The 24,711-nt window shown below is 36.6% G+C and carries 27 protein-coding genes; 18 read left to right on the top strand and 9 right to left on the bottom strand.

All coding sequences use genetic code 11. The annotated features are described in order from the left end of the window. Positions 1–163: 163 nt before the first annotated feature. Both PLX19_RS10505 and PLX19_RS10500 read left to right on the top strand, forming a co-directional pair. Positions 164–400, top strand: a complete 237-nt coding sequence (locus PLX19_RS10505) for a DUF2553 family protein (RefSeq protein ID WP_098915883.1) — start codon at positions 164–166, stop codon at positions 398–400. Position 401: 1 nt separating this feature from the next. Next, positions 402–584, top strand: coding sequence for a sporulation protein Cse60 (locus PLX19_RS10500; protein ID WP_272188522.1), 183 nt, complete (start codon positions 402–404; stop codon positions 582–584). Positions 585–662: 78 nt separating this feature from the next. Here the strand turns inward: PLX19_RS10500 and PLX19_RS10495 are convergent, their stop codons facing one another. From PLX19_RS10495 to PLX19_RS10485, 3 genes are all read right to left on the bottom strand, one after another. Next, on the bottom strand, positions 663–767 hold the full coding sequence (locus tag PLX19_RS10495) for a DUF3973 domain-containing protein (RefSeq protein ID WP_272188521.1): 105 nt from the start codon (positions 765–767) through the stop codon (positions 663–665). A gap of 124 nt (positions 768–891) precedes the next feature. Next, positions 892–2,340, bottom strand: coding sequence for an MDR family MFS transporter (locus PLX19_RS10490; RefSeq protein ID WP_272188519.1), 1,449 nt, complete (start codon positions 2,338–2,340; stop codon positions 892–894). A 70-nt stretch (positions 2,341–2,410) separates the two neighbouring features. Beyond that, on the bottom strand, positions 2,411–3,676 hold the full coding sequence (locus PLX19_RS10485) for an NAD(P)/FAD-dependent oxidoreductase (RefSeq protein ID WP_272188518.1): 1,266 nt from the start codon (positions 3,674–3,676) through the stop codon (positions 2,411–2,413). A gap of 153 nt (positions 3,677–3,829) precedes the next feature. Here PLX19_RS10485 and PLX19_RS10480 point away from each other — a divergent pair, with 153 nt between their 5' ends. Both PLX19_RS10480 and PLX19_RS10475 read left to right on the top strand, forming a co-directional pair. Then, the gene (locus PLX19_RS10480; RefSeq protein WP_272188517.1) at positions 3,830–5,479 is read left to right on the top strand and encodes a putative polysaccharide biosynthesis protein; all 1,650 of its coding nucleotides are present in this window, start codon (positions 3,830–3,832) and stop codon (positions 5,477–5,479) included. 44 nt (positions 5,480–5,523) lie between these two features. Then, on the top strand, positions 5,524–6,252 hold the full coding sequence (locus PLX19_RS10475) for a pseudouridine synthase (RefSeq protein WP_272188516.1): 729 nt from the start codon (positions 5,524–5,526) through the stop codon (positions 6,250–6,252). Between the two features lie 191 nt (positions 6,253–6,443). On the opposite strand, the gene PLX19_RS10470 is transcribed toward PLX19_RS10475, so the two are convergent. Continuing rightward, the gene (locus PLX19_RS10470) at positions 6,444–6,665 is read right to left on the bottom strand and encodes a DeoR family transcriptional regulator (RefSeq protein ID WP_090918771.1); all 222 of its coding nucleotides are present in this window, start codon (positions 6,663–6,665) and stop codon (positions 6,444–6,446) included. Positions 6,666–7,008: 343 nt separating this feature from the next. On the opposite strand from PLX19_RS10470, the gene pepV reads away from it, so the two are divergent. From pepV to PLX19_RS10450, 4 genes are all read left to right on the top strand, one after another. Next, positions 7,009–8,415 (top strand): dipeptidase PepV, encoded by a 1,407-nt coding sequence (gene pepV, locus PLX19_RS10465; protein WP_272188515.1) that lies wholly within the window; start codon positions 7,009–7,011, stop codon positions 8,413–8,415. 315 nt (positions 8,416–8,730) lie between these two features. Beyond that, positions 8,731–9,285 (top strand): RNA 2',3'-cyclic phosphodiesterase, encoded by a 555-nt coding sequence (gene thpR, locus PLX19_RS10460; RefSeq protein ID WP_272188513.1) that lies wholly within the window; start codon positions 8,731–8,733, stop codon positions 9,283–9,285. Between the two features lie 67 nt (positions 9,286–9,352). Further along, positions 9,353–11,494 carry a type I pullulanase gene (gene pulA / locus PLX19_RS10455; protein WP_272188512.1) on the top strand — a complete coding sequence of 714 codons (2,142 nt, stop codon included), beginning with the start codon at positions 9,353–9,355 and terminating at the stop codon, positions 11,492–11,494. A 239-nt stretch (positions 11,495–11,733) separates the two neighbouring features. Next, the gene (locus PLX19_RS10450) at positions 11,734–12,531 is read left to right on the top strand and encodes a phosphotransferase family protein (RefSeq protein WP_272188511.1); all 798 of its coding nucleotides are present in this window, start codon (positions 11,734–11,736) and stop codon (positions 12,529–12,531) included. A gap of 1 nt (position 12,532) precedes the next feature. Here PLX19_RS10450 and PLX19_RS10445 read toward each other — a convergent pair whose 3' ends face one another. Further along, positions 12,533–12,811 (bottom strand): YtzH-like family protein, encoded by a 279-nt coding sequence (locus PLX19_RS10445; RefSeq protein WP_272188510.1) that lies wholly within the window; start codon positions 12,809–12,811, stop codon positions 12,533–12,535. A gap of 197 nt (positions 12,812–13,008) precedes the next feature. Between PLX19_RS10445 and trmB the strand changes: the two genes are divergently transcribed. Both trmB and PLX19_RS10435 read left to right on the top strand, forming a co-directional pair. Then, positions 13,009–13,662 (top strand): tRNA (guanosine(46)-N7)-methyltransferase TrmB, encoded by a 654-nt coding sequence (gene trmB, locus PLX19_RS10440; protein WP_272188509.1) that lies wholly within the window; start codon positions 13,009–13,011, stop codon positions 13,660–13,662. A 157-nt stretch (positions 13,663–13,819) separates the two neighbouring features. Continuing rightward, positions 13,820–14,104, top strand: a complete 285-nt coding sequence (locus tag PLX19_RS10435) for a DUF4183 domain-containing protein (RefSeq protein ID WP_272188507.1) — start codon at positions 13,820–13,822, stop codon at positions 14,102–14,104. A 40-nt stretch (positions 14,105–14,144) separates the two neighbouring features. Here PLX19_RS10435 and PLX19_RS10430 read toward each other — a convergent pair whose 3' ends face one another. After that, complete coding sequence (locus PLX19_RS10430) at positions 14,145–14,498, bottom strand: DUF4183 domain-containing protein (protein ID WP_334313761.1); 354 nt, start codon at positions 14,496–14,498, stop codon at positions 14,145–14,147. 166 nt (positions 14,499–14,664) lie between these two features. On the opposite strand from PLX19_RS10430, the gene PLX19_RS10425 reads away from it, so the two are divergent. Both PLX19_RS10425 and PLX19_RS10420 read left to right on the top strand, forming a co-directional pair. After that, a complete protein-coding gene (locus PLX19_RS10425) occupies positions 14,665–14,868 on the top strand; it encodes a hypothetical protein (RefSeq protein ID WP_272188506.1) in 204 nt (67 codons plus the stop codon). 488 nt (positions 14,869–15,356) lie between these two features. Beyond that, complete coding sequence (locus PLX19_RS10420; protein WP_272188505.1) at positions 15,357–16,340, top strand: S66 family peptidase; 984 nt, start codon at positions 15,357–15,359, stop codon at positions 16,338–16,340. 37 nt (positions 16,341–16,377) lie between these two features. On the opposite strand, the gene PLX19_RS10415 is transcribed toward PLX19_RS10420, so the two are convergent. From PLX19_RS10415 to PLX19_RS10405, 3 genes are all read right to left on the bottom strand, one after another. Beyond that, positions 16,378–16,641, bottom strand: a complete 264-nt coding sequence (locus PLX19_RS10415) for a hypothetical protein (RefSeq protein WP_272188504.1) — start codon at positions 16,639–16,641, stop codon at positions 16,378–16,380. Between the two features lie 2 nt (positions 16,642–16,643). After that, the gene (locus PLX19_RS10410) at positions 16,644–17,156 is read right to left on the bottom strand and encodes a GrpB family protein (RefSeq protein WP_272188503.1); all 513 of its coding nucleotides are present in this window, start codon (positions 17,154–17,156) and stop codon (positions 16,644–16,646) included. 61 nt (positions 17,157–17,217) lie between these two features. Then, positions 17,218–17,391 carry a DUF1572 family protein gene (locus tag PLX19_RS10405; RefSeq protein ID WP_272188502.1) on the bottom strand — a complete coding sequence of 58 codons (174 nt, stop codon included), beginning with the start codon at positions 17,389–17,391 and terminating at the stop codon, positions 17,218–17,220. Positions 17,392–17,569: 178 nt separating this feature from the next. Between PLX19_RS10405 and PLX19_RS10400 the strand changes: the two genes are divergently transcribed. From PLX19_RS10400 to PLX19_RS10375, 6 genes are all read left to right on the top strand, one after another. Beyond that, a complete protein-coding gene (locus PLX19_RS10400; RefSeq protein WP_272188501.1) occupies positions 17,570–17,971 on the top strand; it encodes a YxeA family protein in 402 nt (133 codons plus the stop codon). A 174-nt stretch (positions 17,972–18,145) separates the two neighbouring features. Continuing rightward, positions 18,146–18,628 (top strand): CPBP family glutamic-type intramembrane protease, encoded by a 483-nt coding sequence (locus tag PLX19_RS10395; RefSeq protein WP_272188500.1) that lies wholly within the window; start codon positions 18,146–18,148, stop codon positions 18,626–18,628. A 630-nt stretch (positions 18,629–19,258) separates the two neighbouring features. Next, a complete protein-coding gene (locus PLX19_RS10390; RefSeq protein ID WP_272188499.1) occupies positions 19,259–20,605 on the top strand; it encodes a 2-hydroxycarboxylate transporter family protein in 1,347 nt (448 codons plus the stop codon). Positions 20,606–20,673: 68 nt separating this feature from the next. Then, positions 20,674–21,885, top strand: a complete 1,212-nt coding sequence (locus PLX19_RS10385) for an NAD(P)-dependent malic enzyme (RefSeq protein WP_272188498.1) — start codon at positions 20,674–20,676, stop codon at positions 21,883–21,885. 426 nt (positions 21,886–22,311) lie between these two features. Next, positions 22,312–23,922: a sensor histidine kinase gene (locus PLX19_RS10380; protein ID WP_272188497.1), complete on the top strand. Its 1,611-nt coding sequence runs from the start codon at positions 22,312–22,314 to the stop codon at positions 23,920–23,922. Continuing rightward, complete coding sequence (locus PLX19_RS10375) at positions 23,915–24,622, top strand: response regulator (RefSeq protein ID WP_272188496.1); 708 nt, start codon at positions 23,915–23,917, stop codon at positions 24,620–24,622. Before PLX19_RS10380 ends, PLX19_RS10375 begins: the two co-directional genes overlap by 8 nt. The last annotated feature ends 89 nt before the right edge of the window (positions 24,623–24,711 follow it).

The raw sequence follows: 24,711 nt of genomic DNA, 5'->3' as shown, positions 1-24,711 counted from the left end.
GGGTTACGCTCCGATGACTAAAGCGGTAAGTTCGCTAATGAAATTGGAATTCCACGGCACGTCTCCCTTTTTTTACAGCATATCCCCTTAATTTTCATTCATAAAATAAAAAATCCTTAATACAATAAACCAATCCGTTCTTTTTCGAAAGGAGGGGTGGGAGATGAGCCGTACAATTAAAATTGATATTACCGATAAGGTAGTGGCGAAATTTAAGACAGATTATTTGGAATTATATTCTAATAAATTTATGATTGGTAAGTTTTATGTCTATACTGAAGAAAAGCAGTATATATTAGAAGATGGTTACTTATATGAAGATGGTAAGTTTTATCGCATCATTGATACGCGCCGAGATAACAGTCCAGCAGTAGAAGGTTGTGACTTAGGATGGTGTTAATGTGATTCGCGTGAAGATCTTTGATGAAAGTCATGAAAAGGATTTAGAAGAGGCAATCAATGTCTTTTTGAAAAAAATGGACGAAGAACAAATTATAGATATTAAGTACCAAGTATCGGTTTCGAACAATGATGAAGAGAGTCAGATTTATTGTTTCTCTGCGATGGTTGTATATCGGTCTTAAATACAAAAAAGACGACTTCGCGTCGTCTTTTTTGTATTTATCTCGCTATTAGTGGGTAGTTTTCTTCCCTGCTCTTCTCTAGCCTTTACTGCCCGTTAATGCGGGATAAAAACCATTTTCGAAAACTTTGTCTGTTGCACTTCTTTCATAATGAATTTCAGAACATGTGATGCAATAGTACATTTCACCTATCTCTTTTATTTTTGTAAGTTTGAATTAAGTTTCTTATGTGAGCAGTGTATGAGGGAATGTTGAGAGAAGTGCTTGTCACATGAAAAAAGTGTTGAGAATTTCTCAACACTTTTTTCTACAGTGCAGTGCCTTTTTGCTGCGGTGCAACTGTTTCTTGTTGTTTGGATTGTAAGCATACCCATGCAATAACTAAACTGATAACGGCTAATATAAATGTGCCGCTAAAGATAATATGAACACTAGAAGCGAGTACTTCTTGTGATCCTGTCGCAGTACTTCCATGCTCCGAAGTTACTAAGTTTACATTTCCGTCTCCTGCGCTGTGGATGACTGTATTGAAAATGGTTCCAAATACTGCTGCACCTAGCGTTTGACTAAATGTATTAATAAATGTATTTAAACCGACTGCTGTTCCGCGTTTATTTGCAGGGACAGAAGCTTGAATTGTGACCATAAAGATTGGTGTCATAAGTCCCATTCCCATGCCGAACATCCCCATTGCAATGTAAATAAGAGCTGGATGTGAGTGAGTAGATAGCATAAATAATAAGAACGTTGCAGCGGATAAAATGCTGCCGCCAAGTACGATAATTTGTTTTGTTTGTAAACGGCCAACTAAGTTACCAGACATCATTGCACCAACTGTCCATAATACAGGAATTGGCATCAGAATCATACCAGCTTCCGTTGCATTTTTTCCTAATACCCCTTGTGTCCAAATCGGAAGGTACATTGTAATACTAATAATCATCGCACCAGCAATTAACGTTAATACGTTTATAATAGATACAGTTCGGTTAGCGAATAACTCTAACGGAATTAATGGTTCTGGTGATTTTTTTTCTACAAGTAAGAAAAGAATAAATGCGAAACCAGCAAATACTAGCAGGCTGATAATTGTGATATCGCCCCAGTTTTGATGCTGACTTCCTGTTAGTAGTGCATAAAGTAAGGTAATCGTACTAAGTGAGAAGACAATTGCACCTGGATAATCGATATGATGTTTTGCTGGTTTGATGGATTCCTTATAAGAAATTGCAATCATCGCGCAAGCGAAGATTCCAAATGGAATGTTTAAGAAAAAGATATAACGCCAAGATAGTGAATCGACTAAAAAACCGCCAACTAGCGGCCCGACAACACCAGATACACCCCAAACAGCGCTCAACCAACCTTGGGCTTTTGCTCGATCTTTTGCTTCGCTATATAAGTCACCGATAATAGTCATTGTAATTGGCATAACAGCACCTGCTCCTACTCCTTGCAGGGCGCGGAACAGAATTAATTGCTCCATTGATGTTGCAACGCCGCATAATGTAGAGCCGATTAAAAAGATGGCAGCCCCAATTAATAATACTTTTTTACGTCCAAATAAATCTGCTAGCTTCCCGTAAATCGGAGTTGTTACTGCGGTTGCTAACATATAAATCGCATATACCCAGCTTACAAGTCCTACTCCTGAAAGTTCACTTGTGATGCGAGGCACCGCTGTGCTAACAATCGTTCCTTCAACAGCGGAAAGAAACGTCATTAACATTAAAGATATCATTACTTTTTTTCTCATCTGTTTTCCCCTTTTGCTTTTTTACAATTACAAATGAAAAGGAGTCTGTAATTAGGCTCCTTTTTTATTACTATATGGTAGCATTTTGACCAGCGGTCATTCCAGCAATTCGGCCTGTAACGAATGCTGAGGTAATATTATACCCGCCTGTATAGCCGTGAATATCAAGAATTTCTCCGCAGAAATATAAGCCGTTCATAAGCTTTGATGACATTTCTTTCGGATTAATTTCTTTCACCGACACACCGCCCCCTGTAACGAATGCCTTTTCAAGAGGCTGCGTTCCATTTGCGGTAAAGGTAAATCCTTTGAAATCTGAAGCAAGAGCGCGGATTTTTTCGTGAGAAATTTGTCCACATTGCTGACTACCGTCAATTTCATTTTTCTCTAACAAAAATAAGAAATAACGCTCAGGCACATAGCCTTTCAGTACATTCTTTATTGCTTTTTTCGGCTCTTCTTTTAGTTGCTTCATCATGCGCTGGAAAAGCTGTTCGCCATGTTCTTCTGGCAACGCATCAATGCTCATTGTTACGTTGTTTGTTTTGAACTTTTTCATCGTTTTCAGGGCAAACTGACTACAGCGCAGAGCAGCTGGCCCAGACACACCGAAGTGGGTAAAGAGCATATCCATTTTATGAGAGATAACCGCTTTTCCTTTTGGATTTAATACGCTTAGTTCTACATCACGAAGTGCTAAGCCTTGTAATGTACGGTCGCGAATAAATGGTTCATTCGAAAGGAGTGGTACTTCTGTTGGGAAGAGCTCGGTAATTGTATGCCCTGCCTTTTCTGCCCAAGCATAGCCATCCCCAGTAGAGCCTGTATGCGGTACAGATTTTCCGCCAACTGCAATCACGACATGATTTGTTTCCAGCACTTCACCATTTTGTAGGACAACCGCTTTGGTTTGTCCATTTTCATACTCTACAGTTTTAACAGGGAGATTTGTCCGAATGGTAACGCTCAGCTCTTTTAAACGTGTTAATAAAGCATCTACAACGGACTGTGCTTTATTTGATACAGGGAACATACGACCATGATCTTCTTCTTTTAATTTGACGCCAAGCTTTTCGAAAAACTGAATAATATCTTCATTATTAAAAATAGAAAAGGCACTGTATAAGAAACGACCATTTCCAGGAATGTGTTTCACAATTTCATCAAGCGGAAGGCGGTTCGTTACATTGCAGCGTCCGCCGCCAGAAATAGCAAGCTTTCTTCCTAATTTGTCACCTTTATCAAGAAGTAAGACGCGTGCGCCTTCTTCAGCAGCACCTATCGCTGCCATTAATCCAGAAGGACCTCCACCAATGACAATTACATCATAATGCATATAAATCGACCTCATTTTCTTGTTTTGCTGCATTCAAGAATATCATGTTTTCATAGAAAAGAAAAATGAAGGGATATACTGTTTAGAGGAGAAAGTGTGGTACAATACAAAAGTTGGAGTTCAGCGTTTGGAATAATGTAGGAGGATTTTTTTATGTCCGATTCAAAATTTTTACGCGGAACGCTTATTGTGACGCTTGGGACATTTTTAGTGAAGTTCCTCGGCATGATTTATGTTTTTCCGTTTCATGCGTTAGTTGGCACAGAAGGCGGGACGCTATATAACTATGGATATGTTCCATATACAATCTTCTTAAGTATCGCAACGGCGGGGGTACCGCTTGCAGTTGCGAAGTTTGTTTCGAAATACAATGCGCTTGGAGATTATAAGACGAGCCAACGAATGTTTAAATCCGGTATGGTTATGATGATCATAAGCGGAATATTTTTCTTTTTCGTCTTGTATATGACAGCACCGTTATTTGCAGAGGTGACGCTTGGAAAACAATATTTACAAAAGGATTTAGAAGATGTAACAATGATCATTCGCCTCGTTAGCTTTGCACTTCTTGTTGTGCCAGCGGCGAGCTTAATTCGCGGTTATTTTCAAGGGTTCCAATCAATGGGGCCAACGACTGTTTCACAAATTATTGAACAAATTATTCGTATAGTATTTTTACTTGCAGGTAGTTTTGTCGTTATAAAAGTAATAAAAGGTTCGGTTGCAACAGCAATTGGTGTTGCGACATTTGCAGCGTTTGTTTCCGCTGTTGGAGCATTGGCTGTCCTTATTTGGTATTGGAGGAAGCGAAAGCATCATTTAGATCAATACATAATTAACCAAACCGTACCTGAATCAACGGTTCGAACATTTGACCTATATAAAGAACTGTTTGCTTATGCGATTCCTTATGTTGTGATTGGGTTAACGATTCCGCTTTATCAGCAAATTGACACGTTAACGTTTAACTCTATTATGCAAGCGATTGGACAAGGGGATATTGCAAAACGTGCCTTTGGTATTTTTACAATGTGGACACATAAGTTAATTATGATTCCAGTATCGCTTGCAACGGCGTATAGCTTAACGCTCGTACCCGCGATTACAAAATCGTTTACAGAAGGACAGTCCCGTTATTTAAAGCAGCAAATTACACAAACATATCAAGTGAATATGTTTTTAACATTACCAGCTGTCATTGGAATTTCCACTTTAGCGTATCCAATTTATACCGCATTTTATGAAGCTGATCCGCTCGGCGGAAAAGTATTAATGTGGTATGCTCCAGTCGCGTTATTATTCGCATTATTTACAGTAACAGCAGCTATTTTACAAGGGATTAACCAGCAAAAGCATGCGGTCATTGCACTTGGTATGGGCGTTATTTTAAAATTCTTATGTAACGTGGTATTCATTCGTTATTTTGGAACAATCGGTGCAGTCGTAGCAACAGGTGTAGGATTCGCTGTATCCATTTGGTATACAAATAAACAAATTCGAAAATATGCCCACTTTTCATTTGTACTTGTGTATAAACGAACGTTTCAAATTGCAGTATTAACAGCTGTGATGGTCGTGGTTGTTAAGGTGTTATTATGGGTTCTTTCCTTTATGCTTCCATATGAGACAAGCCGTTTTGCGGCGTTAGTTACAACCTTCATTTGTGCAATCGGAGGAGCAGCTGTGTACAGCTATTTAGCATTCCGTACAGGCGTAATAGGGCGAGTATTTGGCGATGAATTTTTAGAAAAGATTCAGCGTAAACTTGGTGGTAGGTTGAAAATCAAAACGAAAGGGGCGTAAATAGTGCGCCTCTCTTTTTCTAATTATACAAAGCAGGTGAAACGATGAGATTAGATAAATTATTAGCAAACATGGGCTATGGTAGCCGAAAAGAAGTGAAAAAACTATTAAAAGACGGCATTGTAAAAATAGATGGCGTATCAGTGAAAGATGCAAAATATCATGTGAACATAGAAGAACAAGAGGTTACGATTCACGGTGAAGTAGTAGAGTATAAAGAATTTGTATACTTAATGATGCATAAGCCACAAGGTGTCATTTCTGCAACAGAAGATGACAATCATGAAACAGTTATTGATTTATTAGAAATGGAAGATGCGATCTTTGATCCGTTCCCAGTTGGAAGACTTGATATCGATACAGAAGGTTTTCTCTTATTGACGAATGATGGAAAGTTAGCGCATCAACTTCTTTCTCCGAAAAAGCACGTCCCGAAAAAATACTTTGCGAGAGTAGCTGGGAAAGTGACAGAAGAAGATGTTGCGGCGTTCAAAAAGGGCGTTATTTTAGATGATGGATATGAAACAAAGCCAGGTGAGCTGACAATTCTACAAAGCGATGACGTGTCTGAAATTGAACTTGTTATTACAGAAGGTAAGTTTCATCAAGTAAAGCGCATGTTTGAAGCGGTAGGAAAAAAGGTTGTGTACTTAAAGCGCACAGAGATGGGTCCTTTAGTATTAGATGAGGAATTAGAGCTTGGACAGTACCGTGAATTAACAGACGAAGAAGTAGAGATGTTGAAGTCCTCAAACATTCAAATGGAAATATAAGTTAAAAAACCCTTCCTTTTTTGGATGGACGAGAGGTTCTGGCGCTGTATAGAAGCGGTCAGGGCCTTTTTTTGCCACGTGCGGAGGTTACTTTTTGTTTTAGTTAGCATTGATTTATATCATAGTCAAAAAGACCCCCATTCTTTCTATTAAGAATGGGGGTATGTATATAATAAATCAAGTCATACTTATTACGAGGTCATTCTCACTTTCTTTCCTGTTGTTGTCCACTTGCCGCGGCAAGGGCTATACACGAGCTCATTAAATTGCAACACATTTAGATCGCGCTGTATCGTTCGCGGTGTGATCCCAAACTCATCTACAAGGTCTTGCGTCGTTACGGTGCCTTTCTCATTAATGTAAATATAGATTGATTTAATGCGTGTTAGCATACGAGTAGTTGTAGGTTTTATCAAAAAACCACTCCTCTACAAGTTTTTTGACCTATTCAGGAAAGAAGGTCGTTATTTTCATTGTACTCCAGATGAAAAAAAACATGCTCTAACTTGCTCAAATTTTACAAAATTTTAATATGAGATAGGAAAGAAAGTTTTTGATATTTTGTTTCTCTTTATCAATTATCTCATAAATTTCTACGTAAAACGTCAAATTCCTGCAAAAAAAATAAAAAAATAAGAAAAAACCAATTCTAGTTATCTGAAATATTAAAATCGTTCGTCATTAGACTTAAGCTTGCTAGCATAAAAAGAGATCGTTTGCTATGATGAAAAAGAGAATAGAGAAGAGGGTGAAAGTATGACAAGTATAAATTGGACGCAAGAAGTAGAGAAACGAAAAGACACTCTGATCCATGATGTACAGCAATTTTTACAAATTAAAAGTGTATGGGAAGAAGAAACGGCAAAAGAAGGTGCACCGTTTGGAGAAGGTGTAGCAAAAGCATTATCTTTTATGCTAGATAAGGGAGAGACTGACGGATTTCTTTCTAAAAATTTAGAGGGATATGCAGGACATTTAGAAATGGGACAAGGAGAAGAAATTGTTGGTATTTTATGTCACGTTGATGTCGTACCAGAAGGAGACGGCTGGACAACGCCTGCATATAGCGCTGATATTCGTGACGGTAAAATCTTTGCACGCGGTGCGATTGATGATAAAGGCCCAACAATGGCGGCTTACTATGCAATGAAAATTGTAAAAGAATTAGGATTGCCGCTTTCTAAACGCGTTCGCATGATTTTAGGAACGGATGAAGAAAGTAATTGGAAGTGCGTCGATCATTATTTTAAACACGAAGAAATGCCGACGATGGGCTTTGCTCCTGATGCAGATTTTCCAATTATTAATGCGGAAAAAGGAATTTGCGATTTATATGTTGTCCAAAATAACAAAGAACATGTAGCAGGAGAAAATGTATTAGTATCTTTCTCATCAGGGCGCCGACTAAATATGGTTCCTGATTTTGCAGAAGCTGTCCTAACGAGCGAAAAAGCAGCAGAACTTGCAAGTCAGTATGAACAATATATACAAGAAGCAAAGAAAAACGGGAAAGCAATTGTGGAAGGAAATACGGTTACACTGCAAGTAGAAGGGATTTCGGCACATGGTTCTACGCCGGAGCAAGGAGAGAATGCAGGATTAACACTTGTGAACCTTTTAACAACAATCTCTTTAGATGAACAAGGCGCAGCGTTTGCTAGCTTAGCTGCAGAAACATTTACAAATGATACGCTTGGAGAAAAAGCTGGCATTGCGTATGCAGATGAGATTACAGGTCCATTAACAGTAAACGTTGGTCTTCTTTCTTATACAAAAGAAGAAGGTGGTAAACTTGGATTGAATATTCGTTATCCAGTCACAACAAACTTAGAAGAAACGCTGCAAACATTAACGAATTATGTGAGTGCAAAAGACTTTGCTATCACAAATGTGTCAGACTCTCGTCCGCATCACGTTGATAAAGATCATGTATTAATTCGTACACTTCAGCGTGTGTATGAAGAACAAACAGGAGAAAAAGCCGAGTTATTAGCAATTGGCGGCGGTACATATGCACGTTCATTGGAAGCTGGGGTTGCGTTCGGTCCGCTATTCCCAGGGAAAGAAGAATTAGCGCATCAAAAAGATGAGTATATTGAAATTGAAGATTTATTGAAAGCAACAGCGATTTATGCACATGCGATTTATGAACTAGCGAAGTAGTAGCATGGAAATATAAATTGAAAAACATAGAACCTTTCTTTTTTAAAGTGGGCGAGAGGGACTGGCGGTGCATAGAAGCGGTCAGGGCCTATTTCTGCCATGTGCCGTGCGAAAACAAAGAGAGAAAACGAGTGCAAGTCACTTTTTATTTTCCGTACAGGCGATTTATGTATTGAACAATCGAACTCTCACTAGTGAGTAAACAATGGATGAACCGCTCTTGATAAGGAGAGCGGCTTCTTTCATATGTATGGAGAATTAGCTTCACACGAATAATAGATATATCGTATGTGTTAGAAAGAGGAGAGAGAAAAGATGGCGAGACATTATTTTATTGCGGTGAAATTATCAAATGAAATAAAGAACACACTAGCAGAGTGGAAAGAAATAATAGAAGAAACAACACCGTTTCGTTCTTGGGTACATAAAGAGGATTATCATATTACACTTTCGTTTTTAGGAAGTGCTGAGGAAAGACAACTTGAAAAGCTAAAATTAGACTTGCAGCAACTGGATAAAATGTCCCGTTTTTCACTTACGTTGCAAGGGTGTCATACATTTGGTGTAAAAGAACAGCCGCGTGTGTTTTGGGTAGGAGTGAAAGAAGAACGTGCTTTGTTTGATCTACAAAAACAGGTGTATACGATATGTGAGCAAAATGGTTTTCAATTAGAAACGCGCACGTATCATCCTCATATTACCGTAGCTCGTAAATGGAAGGGAGAAGAAGCATTTGATAAAAATCAGCTTCCTACCCTGCCACCGCGTATATTTGAAGTGGAAACAGTAACGTTATACGAAACACATTTAGAACGGGTGCCGAAATATGAGGCGATTTATGAAATATCTTTACAAAACACACAAGCTTGAAAACGTTTTCTGATTTTTTGAATATACTATAGAAAATGGAGTGTCTCTTGGGAGGGTGTGGATACATATGTTAAGCATACAGCGTACGTTTGAAGCATATTTAGATGAAATGGATAAAATTACAATTTTACTTCCGCATGCGTACGGGACGAGTAGCAAATTCCATTTAAAACAAGGTGCAAATGAATGGGAGCTTTCAATTCATTGTATCACCTCTCTTCCATATGCAACGAAATATGAATGTAAAGTGAGCGAACCCATTACATTGAATAACTGTTATATCATACGTGATGAACAGGGGGCAGAAACCGACTTACAGATGGGTGCTGTCATTCGGACAGAGAAATTTGATGAGCTATACATGTATGAAGGGCGCGATTTAGGTGCTTCTTATTCCAGTAATCAAACTGTATTTAAGGTGTGGGCGCCAACAGCTACAAAAGTAAAAGTTCGTATTTATGAAACCGGGGAAGTATATAAAGATTATGAAATGGAAGGACAAGAAAAAGGTGTTTGGCGTTACGAGTTAGCGGGCGATTGGGACGGTGCGAAGTATACCTTTCTTGTTTGCATTAATTTAATCTGGCGAGAAGCGATTGATCCATATGCAAAATCAGTGTCTGTAAACGGTCTGTACGGAATTGTCGTAAACCTTGCGAAAACATATGTACAAGATGAGGAACCATTACCTCTCATGACTTCTATGACGGACGCTATTATTTATGAAGGGCATATTCGTGACATGACAGTTCATCCTCATAGCGGCGCAACGTATAAAGGGAAATATCTCGGTCTAACAGAAGAAGGAACGACAGGAGAACGAGGGACGTTAACAGGACTTTCTTATATAAAGGAATTAGGTGTTACACATCTTGAACTATTACCGATTCATCATTATGCCGGAGTCGATGAGGAGCAGCCATTTGCAACGTATAACTGGGGATATAATCCATTGTTTTACAATGTTCCGAATGGTAGCTATGCGACAAATTCGTTTGATCCGTACAATCGCATTGTTGAATGTAAACAAATGATTCAAGCACTTCATCGAAATGGATTGCGCGTCATTATCGATGTTGTTTATAACCATGTGTATGAAAGAGAAACGTCTTCTTTTGAAAAGCTTGTTCCTGGATATTATTTTCGGCACGACGAAAATGGAATGCCATCAAATGGGACGGGTGTTGGAAACGATATTGCCTCAGAGCGCAGTATGGTACGGAAGTTTATTGTCGATTCCGTTTTATATTGGTTAACAGAGTATAAGGTGGATGGTTTCCGGTTTGATTTAATGGGAATTTTAGATGTTGCGACAATGAACGAAATTCGGCAGAAAGTAAATGAAGTAAAAGAACAAGTCATATTATTAGGTGAAGGATGGGATTTACAAACACCGCTTGCTTCGGATCAGAAAGCAACATTACAAAATGCAGCGAAACTACCATATATCGCTCAGTTTAATGATCAATTTCGCGATGGGATTAAGGGAAGTACATTTGATGTACAAAAACGAGGGTATGCGCTTGGGGAGACAATAAATAAAGAGCATATCCAATACTTGCTTACAGGAAGTATCCCTTATGTAAAACAGAAAAGTTTATTTATAGAACCTGTGCAAAGCATTAATTATGTAGAATGTCATGATAACATGACGATGTGGGATAAGATTATCGGAAGCAGTAAAGAAGAGGAACATATGCAAAAACGTCGCCATCGCCTTGCAACAACGATGACATTATTAGCACAAGGTATTCCATTTATACATGCCGGTCAAGAATTTTATCGTACAAAGCAAGGAAACGAAAATAGTTATAATGCCCCGGATTGTGTCAACCAAATGGATTGGGATCAAAAAGAGCGAGAAGAAGAAACAGTTTCTTATATAAAAGGAATCATTCGTATTCGCAAATCACACGGTGCCTTTCGTTTTACGTCCTCTGAATTAATTAAGCAGCATATGTCTTTTTTTGATACAGCTTCTTCTGTCATTGCATATTATTTACAAGATGTGCAGCAATTTGGGACGTGGAAAGAAATTGTTGTGTTATTTCATAACGGGACAGAGGAGCAAACCGTTTCCTTGCCTAAAGGTGGTACATGGCACATACTTGCCAATGAGGGAGGGGCAAATGAAAATCCAATTTCTTCATTTGAGGGAGATACAATTGCTATTGCTCCAATTAGCACGTATATATTGACGAAATTGTGACGAATCGACCCTTGACGATGCGAATATAATAAATGTAGAATTGAACAAGGTGGCTATTCAGTTAAGTTGCCAGTCTATTATTATTTTTGTAAAATAAGGTAAAAGAGTGAGCAGCTTGTCTGTTTTTTCACTTTGACTTACTATTTGAAGCAGAATGAATGGAAACCTTGGGCATATGTTTAGATATGTTGTGGTTTTTCTTTTCATAACTATAAAAGATAAGGAATTGTTAACGGGTAATGAACATGGAATGGTTGGAACAATTGTTAGGAAAAGAATGGAAAGTAATGCCGGCTGGAGGGGCGACAGGAGATGCCTACATTGCGCATAACGAACATCATAAAATTTTTTTAAAGCGCAATTCATCGCCCTTTCTTGCGGTATTGTCAGCAGAAGGAATTGTTCCGAAGTTACTTTGGACAAGGCGATTAACAAATGGTGATGTGATTTCGGCACAAAAGTGGCTCCCAGGACAAAAATTAGAACCAGAAGATATGAACTCTGAGCGAGTGGCAGTATTGCTGAAAAAAATTCATTCTTCTAAAGCGTTAGTGCATATGATTCAAAAGCTTGGGAAACAGCCTTTGCATGCACAAGATATATTAGAAGAAGTGCTCCTCACTTTGCAAGAGGATGTAAAGCAAAATGAAGTCATTCAAAAAGGACTTCAGTATTTACAAAAGTCCCTTCAGAATGTAGAATTTGAACATCTTGCTGTTTGTCATTGCGATGTGAATCATAACAATTGGTTAGTAACAGATAATAACGAATTGTTTTTAATTGATTGGGACGGAGCAGTTATTGCAGACCCAGCTCTTGATATTGGGATGCTACTTCATTGGTATGTTCCAAGAGATGAATGGCGTGAGTGGCTTGAGCATTATGGATTAGAACTGACTGATTCTTTGCTAAGCCGCATGAAATGGTATGTTACACTGCAATGTATGATTTTTGTACAATTGTATAGGGAAAAAAATAAGCAAGTAGAAGCAGAATATTGGCTGCAATATTTAATGCAACTACTCGCTTCAGAATAAGTTAAGAAAAACTATCCATTCCTGTAATCCATTGTGACAGTTGTTCTTGATGACCAGAAATATGGCCGTCTAAATCAGGAGAATATTTACCCGATTGACTATAGTAATATACATCGTTTAACATCGATTTAACCTCATTACCCACATTGTCATTTACGAGTAATGATTGAATGAGACGTTCTAATTGTTCACATTCAGAAACCGTTCCACAGCAATCACTTTGATGATTGACTAAGATGTCTTTTAAGATTGCCATTTGATGTTCATGATTAAGTGGCATTTTGACACATCCTTTTCAGTTGTTATCGTAACAATGAAACGAGCGTAACGAACCGCTGATGGAAATTGTATTGCATACACTTTGTAGTTTCCGTCAAAATAGTAAATTTTATACTTGAAAGAAACGGACCGAGTGCTCGTACGTACTTGGTTTTTTATATGATACACACATCTTGAAGTGCAGAGAGGGAGAGAACTATGCGTTTAAGACATAAACCATACGCAATGGACCGAACGAAAGAATATTCACAGTTTGTAATTGGAAATCCGGAAGAGCATAACGGGAAATGGAAAGAGCTATTTGGAAATGACAACCCAATTCACATTGAAGTTGGAACAGGTCGCGGCCGTTTCATGTACGAAATGGCAAAAGCAAATCCAAACGTAAACTATATTGGAATTGAAAAATTCACAAGTGTAATTGTAGATGCACTTGATAAATTAATTGAAGAACCACTACCGAACTTAAAACTAATTAATAAAGATGCAGAAGATTTAACTGTATTCTTTGCGGAGAATGAAATTGATCGCGTATATTTAAACTTCTCTGATCCATGGCCAAAGAATCGCCATGAAAAGCGTCGTTTAACGTATAAAACATTTTTGCGCAACTATGAAACAGTGCTTGTAAAAGGCGGAGAAATTCATTTCAAAACAGATAACCAAGCCTTGTTCGAATACTCTCTTACAAGTATGGCGGAATATGGCATGCTACTGCCTTTTATTAGTTTAGATCTTCACAAAAGTGACTTCGAAGGAAACATTATGACGGAATACGAAGAAAAATTCACAAGTAAGGGAAATCGTATTTATCGTGTTGAAGCAAAATATCGTACAGAACCTGCGCAATAATGCGCAGGTTTTTTTATCTTTGGTAAAGAAATCGATTTTTAATAGTAAGTAGCTAGGAAAACTAAGCAACTTGCCGTTCCTACCAATAAATATTTACATACTATGTATAGAGTAGGACAAGTCCTACTAGATTTAAAAACGAAAGGGGTGAGGTGGAATGCCTATCATTAAACCTTTTTTAGCTGCTAGAAGATATAATGCAACAATCGGTGCTGGAACGGGAACTGGAGCAACGTTTAATATTTTAGCAACTGCTTGTACTGATGACACTGGAGCTGCTGCAACAGCATTTCCTTCGTCATTTGCGTATTACAATTTATACGTGAGTGGACAATTGCAACCTGTGGTTAACTCAAGTGTTACCACAGCAGCGATTACAATTCCAGATGGAAATACTTTGGATCCTGGGGTTGTTGTTAGTGTTGAATTTGTCGTGAACTAGTCATCAATAAAAAGCGGATTCCTTTAAAGGAATCCGCTTTTTATTGATTGATTAAAATAAACTGAAGTGTGATTATAACACCAGCTGGTGGTGCCTCATCAACCAATAGTGTAAGTATCCCCGCTTGTACGGCATAAGAATTTTGCGACTGAATAACGCCATTAATAAATAAATTCATATAGGATACTTGACTTGGTGCTAAAATCTGCGTCGTTCCGTATTGAGGCAAACCTTCGGCATTTGTGTATACAAGACTCGTGCCATCAGAAACAGCAAAATACATTAGATTTGTGGCAGGAATTAGTCCTTGGAAGGTCGGTCCGGGATCCAGAACGGGAAGCGCACAAGGAAAATAATAAGAATTGCAGTTTTTTCTAGAAGAAAATGATTCCAAAAGAGTCCCCCTTTCTTTACGAATAGAATAAACTTATTACCAGTATATGGACAGATGTGATATTTGACTGTACGTTGGGTGTAGTTCTTTAATATGTGTTTTATAAAAATTTTAAGGAAGGAAGTTTATTAGTGGTCAAAAGCTATTGTTGATTCTTATAGTGACCATGTTTTTTGTAAATATTGGCGCAAATGGAGCTACTATTTTATTTCAATTTTTAGTAAGAGATATGGGACTTCATTCTGGTTCTTTAGGCATGCTATATGCAGCGATGTCTCTCGGTTCTTTTTGTGCGGGAATACTATTTTCCTTAAAGTTGATAAAAAGTTTTATTGAGCAACGAACAATAAAGAATAATGCAGGGATGTAAGGAAATAAAAAAAGCCGCCCCAAAGTCCTAGCTTTGTGACGACTTCTTGCAAGGATAAAGAAAGAGCGGGAGCAGCACAAGAATGTCAATGAAAGTTAAAAAGGTTTAGAAAACTAAATTTTCAGAAAACTTATAAACTTAAGGGTTTTTCGCTACTCTTTCTTTATTAATAAGAGTTTAACATGTATAGTAAAAGAAATCAACGGAAAATAGACAATTTTCTTCTAAATTCGACATTTTAAAAAATTGATCTAAAAACACTTCTATCAATTTAATGTATCTATGAAGTTGGGTTATAGTAAATAAAGTGAAAATTTAATCAGTGGGGGTTTCATCCCCACTGATTATTAGTTGAACCAATCAGGCTTTTACGGGCAGTTTATCTCCCACCTAACTTCTTTGCTTTTACCGAATTTTGAGGGGGGAATATTACTGCCCGTTAATGCGGGATAAATATCACATATATGTTTATATAGGAGTGAAAAGAAGTGTTTCAGCTAAACAAAGGAGATAAAATAGGAGTTTTTTCACCATCATTGCCTGGTACATATACATCATCTAATCGGTTCGAACGTTCGAAACAGTTTATGGAAAGTAAAGGATTTATTATCGTTGAAGGAAGTCTTACTGGAAAATGTGGTGGTTATCGATCTGGCAGTATAAAAGATCGTGCTCAAGAGTTGAACCAACTTATTCAGAATCCAGAAATTAAGTGTATCATGTCATCTGTTGGAGGAAGCAATTCGAATTCATTACTTCCTTATTTAGAATACGAAGAAATAAGAAAACATCCGAAGATTTTCGTTGGGTATTCTGATGTCACGGCCATCTTGTTAGGTATTTATGCGAAAACGGGTATGACAACATTTTATGGACCGTCCCTTATTTCATCATTGGGGGAATTTCCTCCATATGTAAATGATACATTTTCATCATTTGAAGATGTGTTAATAAAAAATGCAGCACTCCCATATGAGTATCCTATATATCCTGTTTGGACAGATGAGCAATTAAATTGGCAGACACAAACTCGTTCTAAAGCAAGTTATCCGAATGAATGGGTTTGTGTAAAGGAAGGCGTAGTAACTGGTCGGTTAATAGCGGGAAATTTAATGACGATGTTAAGTATATGGGGAAGCCCTTATATGCCTGTTATTCGAAAGGGAGATATTTTAATGATTGAAGACTGTAAAAAAACAGCAGCAATCGTTGAAAAGCATTTTAGTTTCTTACAAATAAACGGCGTATTCGAAAAAGTTGGCGGCATCATCTTAGGAAAGCATGAGCAATTTGACGATCAAGGAACAGGATTAACACCATCTGATATTTTGCTCGAAGTAATGGGAGACATTGATATTCCAATCTTAGCTGATTTTGACTGTTGTCACACACATCCTATTGTTACAATGCCTATTGGCGGGACAGTAGAATTAAATGCAACGCAGAAGACAGTTCGAATTTTGGAATTTTAAAATGCAAAAAGCTAGCTTATTGCTAGCTTTTATAGTGCTATAAAGAATCAACATAATTTTTAGCTTCCAGTAATGACAATCCTAAAATCTCTCGCGCTCTCTTGATTGCTTTGATTGTATCTCCATCTTTCACTAGCTGGCGAAGTTCTTCGTTAATTTCATGCTCAGGTAGTTCCAAGTGTTTAGCGATTTGATCTAATTTATCTTCTGTTCGTTTTAATCTCGTATGAATGTTGTTTAACTGACCGGAAACATAAAATATGCCTAAAACGATAACTGCTGTTAGAAGTAAATAATCCACATTTATCTCTCCTTCTTCGCTTTTTGAATAACATCTACGATAAACGGCGCTTTTGCATTTGTGTATGCAACTCTATCAAAACGATGTTTATTCGCTAATTCCTTTTTTAATTGCTCATATTGCTGACGCACGTTCGGGTGATTTCTTATATAATCACGAAATAAAAGGTTATGATTCCATTCCTCACTACCATATTGATAAATATGTAAATGATGCGTTCCTGCTCTCCATAATCCTTTTCGAAAGAATCTTCTATTTGGAAATTCCTCATGAAGTACATGTTCATATCCAATTGCCTTCAATGGTTCAATGAACATATCTATTTCGTTAAGATCACGAACACCAACCATTATATCAAGTATAGGTTTTGCGCTTAATCCTTCAACAGATGTACTTCCGATGTGCTCAATAGCAAGCGCTGCATCGCCTACAATATCTTTAATAATTTTTTGTTCTTCTGTAAATTGTAATGTCCACTTTGATGTATATTCTTCAATTACAACTGGTTTGTCCATATGTCTCTCCTTTCTTGTTGACTTTATTTAACAAAGTTTTTAGACTGTCCTCTCGGAATGCTTAATATTTTCCACTTAAATGCTTCATAATGATTGCGACACTATTAGATTCTTCATTAGGTTGCCAATGGAGTTCTTGTTCGGTTAATTGCGCAATTGCTTGTTCAGCACGTTCCTTTATATGTATAAATTGAGAAAGTACAGTAGACAAAAACTTTTCTTCAATTCGATTCATCCCCAAGCCCCCTATTTCCTTAATTTACCTTTATCTTATCACAAATAATACGTGCGATGAGGAAAGGAAAACATTACAAAAATGTAATGTTGCTGTCATGTAAATCGATAACAAATCATATATAAAACTTTTATGATTCAAACAGACATAGTAAATGAACAGATGAGGTGTGATTCACTTGAAGAAATATGTAATAGGGATTACGTTATTTATGCTATTATTTTCCGTATCTTCAATGGTAGTGCTAGCTGTTGCTGAAAAAAATGATGCAATAGATATAAAAAAATGGATAGTAAAAGAATATTACGTTCAAATCACAGAGAATGGAAAAGAAGAGTCTATGGAAGATAATGATGGAAAAAAACAGTCCGTGTATTGGTATACAATGAAAGCCTATGATAAAAAAGGAAATGAAGAAACGGTTAAATTTTTTGCAACGAAAAACTTAAGAATAGGGGCATTTCTGCGTGTGCATGTAAGTGGTGAATACCCTGACAAAACAAATGAAATTGAAAGATATAAAGAAATAACGACTAAGGAAATACCTGTGAAAGCGAAAGAAAAGTTAGGTGTGAAATAAACAAGCAGCTTGTGGAAACTAGATCCATAAGCTGCTTGTTTTATTGAAATATCAATTGTTTAGCAGTGAAAAATGCAATTTTGCATCTTTCCTTATAATGGTATAGAAAACATGTTATATTAAAAAGTAAATATTTGAATAAAATGACTCTTTAGACAACGGGAGAACATACATATGGCGACACAAATAAACCGATATTTATGGAATTTGAAAACACCGTGGTTTATCATACTCATGACGATTGCAACATTTGTCATCATAATTCCATTAGACTTTATTTTACCGGAAATTTCAAAAAATCCAATTACACAAGAAACTATTTTATTACAAATAATATTAGCAGTATTTTGGGCACCTTTATCTGAAACGTTAATCTTTCAAGTGTTTTTGTTTTGGATTTTGCGCTTTATCCCTGTGGTTCGTGAAAAAGACATTCTTATTATTTTGATTGCATCCATTATATTTGGTTTAAATCATCCATTTGGAATTACTTATATAGTAGGAGTAGTGTTAATCGGATTACTTTATAACTATGCGTATTGGCTGTATGAAAAGAAAAATGAAAAAGTTGATGTAGCGATGTCTGCATTTTGGGTTGTATTTTGGATTCATTTACTCCATAACTTAATTTCGTTACTTGCTTCCAATTTTGGATAAACTTTTAATTGTAGAGGGTGAATAGACTAATGAAAAGTCTAAAATCATTAAAGTTTTTTGCATGTTGTTTTGGAATTTTATTTTTGTTGAAATGTACGGATTTGTATAGAGATTTTTTTGTTGATCATAAATTTTCTTGGTTTCATAGTATTTCTGCAATCTTATTCCTTATTGCATTTCTAGATGTTGTATATAGCATTAAAAATAAAAAGTATAAAACTGCATAACAAAATAAAGGCATGCTAGATTGTTGCTATCTAGCATGCCTTTATTTTAGTTCACACGTTTTGCTTTCTAAATCAAATAAAAAGGTATACAAAGGACAGTAATTAACACTGCCAACAACGGCGCATTCTTTGCAAAAGCATCAATTGTATTCATGATTGAATCACCTTTGTGTTTTTTCGTCTGATCATACTCCTGTAATACTGTATATTCTTTTTGTAGTTGCAGGATAAAAAGTGTGCAAAATCAAAGAAACCAAGGGAAATGTATGATTAGAAAGGTTAGATCAAAAAAATGGTCTGACCTCTTTTTTTAATTACAAAACCACTTACAAAACTTACAAAACCTATTATTACTATTGAAAGCGTTTTAATATTGTAAATAACAACATAAGGGGGGGCCTCTATGGGAATTCAAAAGCAAGTGGAAACGATGTCATCTACAGGTGAGGTAGAAACAAAGCCGGATACATTCGTTTCAAAAATCATGAATATAAAAATTGGTGTTATACCGTTACCATTATATCTTGTACTAGCAGCGGTTATTTACGGAGCATCTGTATATAATAAGTTGCCAGCGGATATGATTGGCGGATTTGCAGTTATTATGATTATGGGGATTTTCTTAGGCGATATCGGAATGAGAATTCCAATTTTAAAGAACATTGGTGGACCAGCAATTCTTTCATTATTTATTCCGTCATTACTCGTGTTCTTTAACTGGATCAACCCAGCATCAATGAATGCTGTGAATATGTTAATGAAAAAATCAAACTTTTTATATCTATACATTTCTTGTTTAGTAGTCGGAAGTGTTTTAGGAATGAACCGCAAGGTGTTAGTACAAGGGTTTATTCGTATGTTTATTCCGTTAGTTGTAGGAACACTTGCTTCGATTGCAGTTGGATTATTAGTTGGATCATTATTCGGATTTGAAATGAAAAGAACGTTCTTCTTTATCATTGTACCAATTGTGAGCGGTGGTATTGGAGAAGGAATTTTACCACTTTCCTTAGCCTACAGTGAGATTTTAAATCAATCATCAGCAACATTTGTATCTCAGCTTATTCCAGCAGCGGTTATCGGAAATATGTTTGCGATTGTAGGCGCTGGATACATGAAGCGATTAGGTGAGAAAAAACCAGAACTTAGCGGTAATGGTGTATTAGTAAAAACAGGTAATCAAGATGACTTATTAAAAGAACAAAATACAGAAAAACCAATTGACTTCTCATTAATGGGAGCAGGTTTATTAATCGCATGTACGTTCTTTATTTTCGGTGGATTGGCTTCTAAATTTATTGGTATTCCAGGGGCAATCATTATGATTTTCTCAGCGGCACTTGTGAAGTACTTTAAATTAATGCCAGCAAAAATGGAGCAAGGTGCATATCACTTATACAAATTTATTTCAACAAGCTTAACGTGGCCATTAATGGTTGGTTTAGGAATACTGTACATTCCGTTAAAAGATGTAGCAGCTGTTCTTTCAGTTGGATATGTTGCGGTGTGTGCATCTGTGGTAATCACAATGATCGCGACTGGTTTCTTTATTGGAAAAGTCATGAAAATGTTCCCGGTTGAATCTGCGATTGTAACAGGATGTCATAGCGGATTAGGCGGAACAGGAGACGTTGCAATTTTATCAGCTTCAAACCGTATGGAATTAATGCCGTTTGCACAAATTTCAACGCGTTTAGGCGGAGCGGCAATGGTTGTAACAGCATCAATTTTATTAAAAATGTTTTCGTAATGTAACATCTAACAAGCTAGCTATGTAAAGACGTAGCTAGCTTGTAAAATTAGGAGGAGATTATTTCTATGTTAGAGAGTCAAATTAAAGAACGTTCGTTATTACTTCATAAAGAATTAGTAGGGAAAATTGAAATTACAAGTAAAGTAGAAGTGAATTCAGCTGATGATTTAAGTTTGACATATACACCAGGTGTAGCGGAATCTTGTAAGGCAATTGCGGCAGATGAAGAAACAGCTTATGACTATACAGCGCGTGGTAATATGGTTGCAGTTGTCTCAGATGGAACAGCAGTACTTGGCTTAGGTGATATTGGACCGAAAGCAGCTATGCCTGTTATGGAAGGAAAAAGTATTTTATTTAAAAAGTTTGCGAATGTCGATGCATTCCCGCTTTGTCTTGGAACGACTGACGTAGATGAAATCGTAACCATCGTTAAAAATTTAGAACCAACATTTGCAGGGATTAATTTAGAAGATATTGCAGCGCCGCGCTGTTTTGAAATTGAAAAACGTTTAAAAGAAGAAACAAATATTCCAGTGTTCCACGATGATCAGCATGGAACAGCAATTGTTGTTTTAGCGGCAGTTCTTAACGCGTTAAAAGTAGTAAATAAAACAATGGATGAAGTGAAGATTGTTATAAATGGTGCTGGTTCTGCAGGGATTGCGATTGGAAAATTGTTACTAAAAGCAGGTGCCGAGCATATGACGTTAGTAAGTTTAGAAGGTATCGTTTGCGAGGGAGAGTCATGGATGAACCCTGCACAAGTCGAGATTGCGAAAGAAACGAATCGCAAACATGTACGCGGAACATTAAAAGAAGCGATTCAAGGCGCAGACATTTTTATTGGCGTATCTGCTCCTAACGTATTAACAAAAGAGCATGTGAAGGCAATGAATGAAAATCCGATTGTATTTGCAATGGCGAATCCAGTACCAGAAATATTCCCAGAAGAGGCACTAGAAGCTGGGGCAGCTGTTGTTGGAACAGGACGTTCTGATTATCCAAACCAAGTGAACAATGTATTAGCATTCCCAGGGATATTCCGTGGTGCATTAGATGTACGTGCGACAGATGTTACAGAGGAAATGAAATTAGCTGCAGCATATGGAATTGCTAACATCATTACAGATGAAGAACGAAATGCAAATTATGTAATTCCAAATCCGCTTGATAAAAGAGTTGTACCAAGTGTAGCAGCTGCGGTAGCAAAAGCTGCAATTGAATCAGGTGTGGCACAAATTAAAAAAGTGCCAAACTATGCAATCGAACAGTAGAATTAAGCTTTCATGCAAAAAATATATTGAACTTGGATATACTACGAATCTAAAAGAGGTAGGTAGTATATGTCTAGGTTGAGTACTATCACTTATTTTTGAAAATTCTCCCCATCTTTAAGAGGTGGGGAGAATTTTTATTTCTTTTCTATAAATGCCTATTTGTTTAACACTTAACATATAAGTCGCTGCTATGCAGAATACACCATGACCTGCATTGGCTTTCACCTTTAATTTTAATCCTAGCATGCGGTAGGGAAATACCGTAATCCCCAATTTTATTGAAAGTTCCCCTAGATTTTCTTTGTATCTCAATGAGTAGAATAGTATATATAATCTTACTTAAGAAAAAAGTTGTTTTCATTGTAAAGAATTAGTATTATAGATTTCGCACGGAATATAGAAAACACAGGGGGAAAAGGCGGGATGAAGAAAAGTAAGAAGTTTTGGAGCTTGCAGAAAACTATTGCATTTTTAGTATGTGCTGTAGTTGTCTTTGCTTTACTTGTAACTGATATTTTAATTAGTCATCATGTCGAGCGCACGACAGAAGAAACTCAAATAGAAAAAGCGAAAGCAGTTGCACGTATTACAGCAAATTCACCGCTCGTAATCGATGCTTTATCGGGAAGAAAAGATGAATCTGAAATTCAGCCGAATGTGAATCGGCTTTTAAAAAATACAGATGTTCAATTTATTGTCGTTATGGATATGAATGGGATACGAAAATCTCATCCAGATCCCACGAAAATTGGCCAACATTTCGTTGGAGGCGATGAAGCAACGGCCTTGAAAGGAAAAGAGTACGTATCAACAGCAAAAGGGACATTAGGAAAGTCTGTGCGAGTATTTGTACCAATCTTTTCTGAAACGAAAAAACAAATAGGGGTTGTGGCTGTTGGAATTTCAGCTGATAATGTAGAAGAGATGGTCGAACAGAGTAGACATATTATGTACATAGGTGTCAGTGTTGGGATTTTAGTAGGGGTTATAGGGGCTATTTTATTAGCTAGACATATTAAGAAAATTTTATTTGGCCTCGAACCTAATGAAATTTCCAAAATTTTAGAAGAACGCAATACAATGCTACAATCTGTCAAAGAAGGAATTATCGCAATTGATAAGGATGCGAGAATTACTTTAATTAATAACGAAGCCAGGCGGTTAATTGAGAAAAGCGGGATTAAAGAAGAGTTTATTGGTGAAGACATTAAGAAATATATGCCGAATTCAAGGATAAAAGAAGTATTACAAACGGGAGTAGCGCAGTTTGATGAGGAACATAGTATGCATGGTATCACAATTGTTTCGAATCGAGTTCCATTATACGTAAAGGGAGAAATTGTTGGTGCGATTGCAACATTTCGTGATAAAACGGAAATAAGAAAATTAGCAGAGCAGTTAACTGGTATTCGACTATATGCAGAGGCTTTGCGTGCACAATCTCATGAATTTATGAATAAGATGCATGTTGTATTAGGACTAACACATATGAAGCATTATGAACAATTAGAAACGTATGTTAGCAGCATGGTATCAGAGCATCAATACGAAATTGGTGATGTGATGCGGAAGATAAAAAATCCTGTGTTTGCCGGCTTTTTACTTGGGAAACTTAGCTATGCGAGAGAAAAAGGAATAGAATTAACGATCAGTGAAGATTCTTATTTACCACATCCAGATGATGAGGGGATTATTCATGAACTCATTACAATTGTGGGGAATTTAATTGATAATGCTTTAGATGCAGTAGTGGATTGTAAATATAAGAAGGTAAATGTTACAATTAAATATAATGATAAATTGATAGTAAGAGTTACAGATACAGGGAAGGGAATTAAGAAAGAAGAAATAGATAAACTATTCGTCAAAGGGTATTCTACAAAAGGAGAAAATCGCGGATATGGCTTATATCTTGTGAAAGAAAGTATAGAACGTATAAAAGGAAATATACATATTGATTCAGTATTAGGAGAGCAAGCAACAATCACAATTGAAACACCATATAAAAGTAAGGAAGAGATGGAAGATGATTAAAGTTTTAATTGTAGAAGATGATCCAATGGTAGCGATGCTAAATAAGCATTATTTAGAACAAGTTGGCGGGTTTGAACTTGTTCATACAGCTAACTCTGTAGACGAAGCGTTACAGGTACTAGAGGAATCTCAAATAGATTTTATATTGCTTGATATTTTTATGCCTGGTGATACTGGGTTTGAATTGTTATTAGATATTCGGAATAAAGAAAAAGAGATTGATGTGATGATGATTTCAGCAGTGCATGATATGGTAAGTATTAAAAAAGCGCTGCAGTATGGAGTTGTAGATTATTTAATAAAACCATTTACGTTTGAGCGTTTTAAGGAAGCATTATCTGCTTATCGTGAAAAATTTAAATTTATGAAGGAACAGCCTAATATTAATCAATCTGAACTAGATGAATTGATCTTACAGAAAGAAAAAAAAGAATCTCCTGTAAGTAAAGTGCTTCCGAAAGGATTAACAAAGCAAACCTTGCAGTTAGTCTGGAAACAGATACAATTGCTGCATGGAAAAACATTTACAACAGAAGAAATGGCGCAATTAGTTGGAATTTCTAGGGTTTCTATTCGAAAGTATGTCATGTTTTTAATTGAAATTGGAGCTTTAGAAAATGAAATGGTGTATCAACAAGTTGGAAGACCGGTGAGTAAATTACGTTGTATTGATGAAAGTAAAATATATTTATATATATGAAACTGTCCCAAAAGGTCGTTGCATAACGGCTTTTTGGGGACAGTTTTTTTGTTGAACATGAACGTATTTAGGAATCATAATTATTTTTA

The organism is Bacillus sp. BP-3 (genome assembly GCF_028401955.1).
Taxonomy (GTDB): Bacteria; Bacillota; Bacilli; order Bacillales; family Bacillaceae_G; genus Bacillus_A.
The sequence above is the reverse complement of the archived record's forward strand: the minus strand, read 5'-3'. Positions and strand labels throughout refer to the sequence as shown.

Coding starts and splice junctions, on each gene's coding strand:
- PLX19_RS10390 (WP_272188499.1), top strand. CDS start 19,259: ATGGGAATTCAAAAGCAAGTGGAAACGATGTCATCTACAGGTGAGGTA.
- thpR (WP_272188513.1), top strand. CDS start 8,731: ATGGCGAGACATTATTTTATTGCGGTGAAATTATCAAATGAAATAAAG.
- trmB (WP_272188509.1), top strand. CDS start 13,009: ATGCGTTTAAGACATAAACCATACGCAATGGACCGAACGAAAGAATAT.
- PLX19_RS10505 (WP_098915883.1), top strand. CDS start 164: ATGAGCCGTACAATTAAAATTGATATTACCGATAAGGTAGTGGCGAAA.
- PLX19_RS10485 (WP_272188518.1), bottom strand. CDS start 3,676: ATGCATTATGATGTAATTGTCATTGGTGGAGGTCCTTCTGGATTAATG.
- PLX19_RS10395 (WP_272188500.1), top strand. CDS start 18,146: ATGGCGACACAAATAAACCGATATTTATGGAATTTGAAAACACCGTGG.
- PLX19_RS10435 (WP_272188507.1), top strand. CDS start 13,820: ATGCCTATCATTAAACCTTTTTTAGCTGCTAGAAGATATAATGCAACA.
- pulA (WP_272188512.1), top strand. CDS start 9,353: ATGTTAAGCATACAGCGTACGTTTGAAGCATATTTAGATGAAATGGAT.
- PLX19_RS10385 (WP_272188498.1), top strand. CDS start 20,674: ATGTTAGAGAGTCAAATTAAAGAACGTTCGTTATTACTTCATAAAGAA.
- PLX19_RS10475 (WP_272188516.1), top strand. CDS start 5,524: ATGAGATTAGATAAATTATTAGCAAACATGGGCTATGGTAGCCGAAAA.
- PLX19_RS10450 (WP_272188511.1), top strand. CDS start 11,734: ATGAACATGGAATGGTTGGAACAATTGTTAGGAAAAGAATGGAAAGTA.
- PLX19_RS10425 (WP_272188506.1), top strand. CDS start 14,665: ATGTTTTTTGTAAATATTGGCGCAAATGGAGCTACTATTTTATTTCAA.
- PLX19_RS10375 (WP_272188496.1), top strand. CDS start 23,915: ATGATTAAAGTTTTAATTGTAGAAGATGATCCAATGGTAGCGATGCTA.
- PLX19_RS10480 (WP_272188517.1), top strand. CDS start 3,830: ATGTCCGATTCAAAATTTTTACGCGGAACGCTTATTGTGACGCTTGGG.
- PLX19_RS10410 (WP_272188503.1), bottom strand. CDS start 17,156: ATGGACAAACCAGTTGTAATTGAAGAATATACATCAAAGTGGACATTA.
- pepV (WP_272188515.1), top strand. CDS start 7,009: ATGACAAGTATAAATTGGACGCAAGAAGTAGAGAAACGAAAAGACACT.
- PLX19_RS10405 (WP_272188502.1), bottom strand. CDS start 17,391: ATGAATCGAATTGAAGAAAAGTTTTTGTCTACTGTACTTTCTCAATTT.
- PLX19_RS10445 (WP_272188510.1), bottom strand. CDS start 12,811: ATGCCACTTAATCATGAACATCAAATGGCAATCTTAAAAGACATCTTA.
- PLX19_RS10380 (WP_272188497.1), top strand. CDS start 22,312: ATGAAGAAAAGTAAGAAGTTTTGGAGCTTGCAGAAAACTATTGCATTT.
- PLX19_RS10490 (WP_272188519.1), bottom strand. CDS start 2,340: ATGAGAAAAAAAGTAATGATATCTTTAATGTTAATGACGTTTCTTTCC.
- PLX19_RS10495 (WP_272188521.1), bottom strand. CDS start 767: ATGTACTATTGCATCACATGTTCTGAAATTCATTATGAAAGAAGTGCA.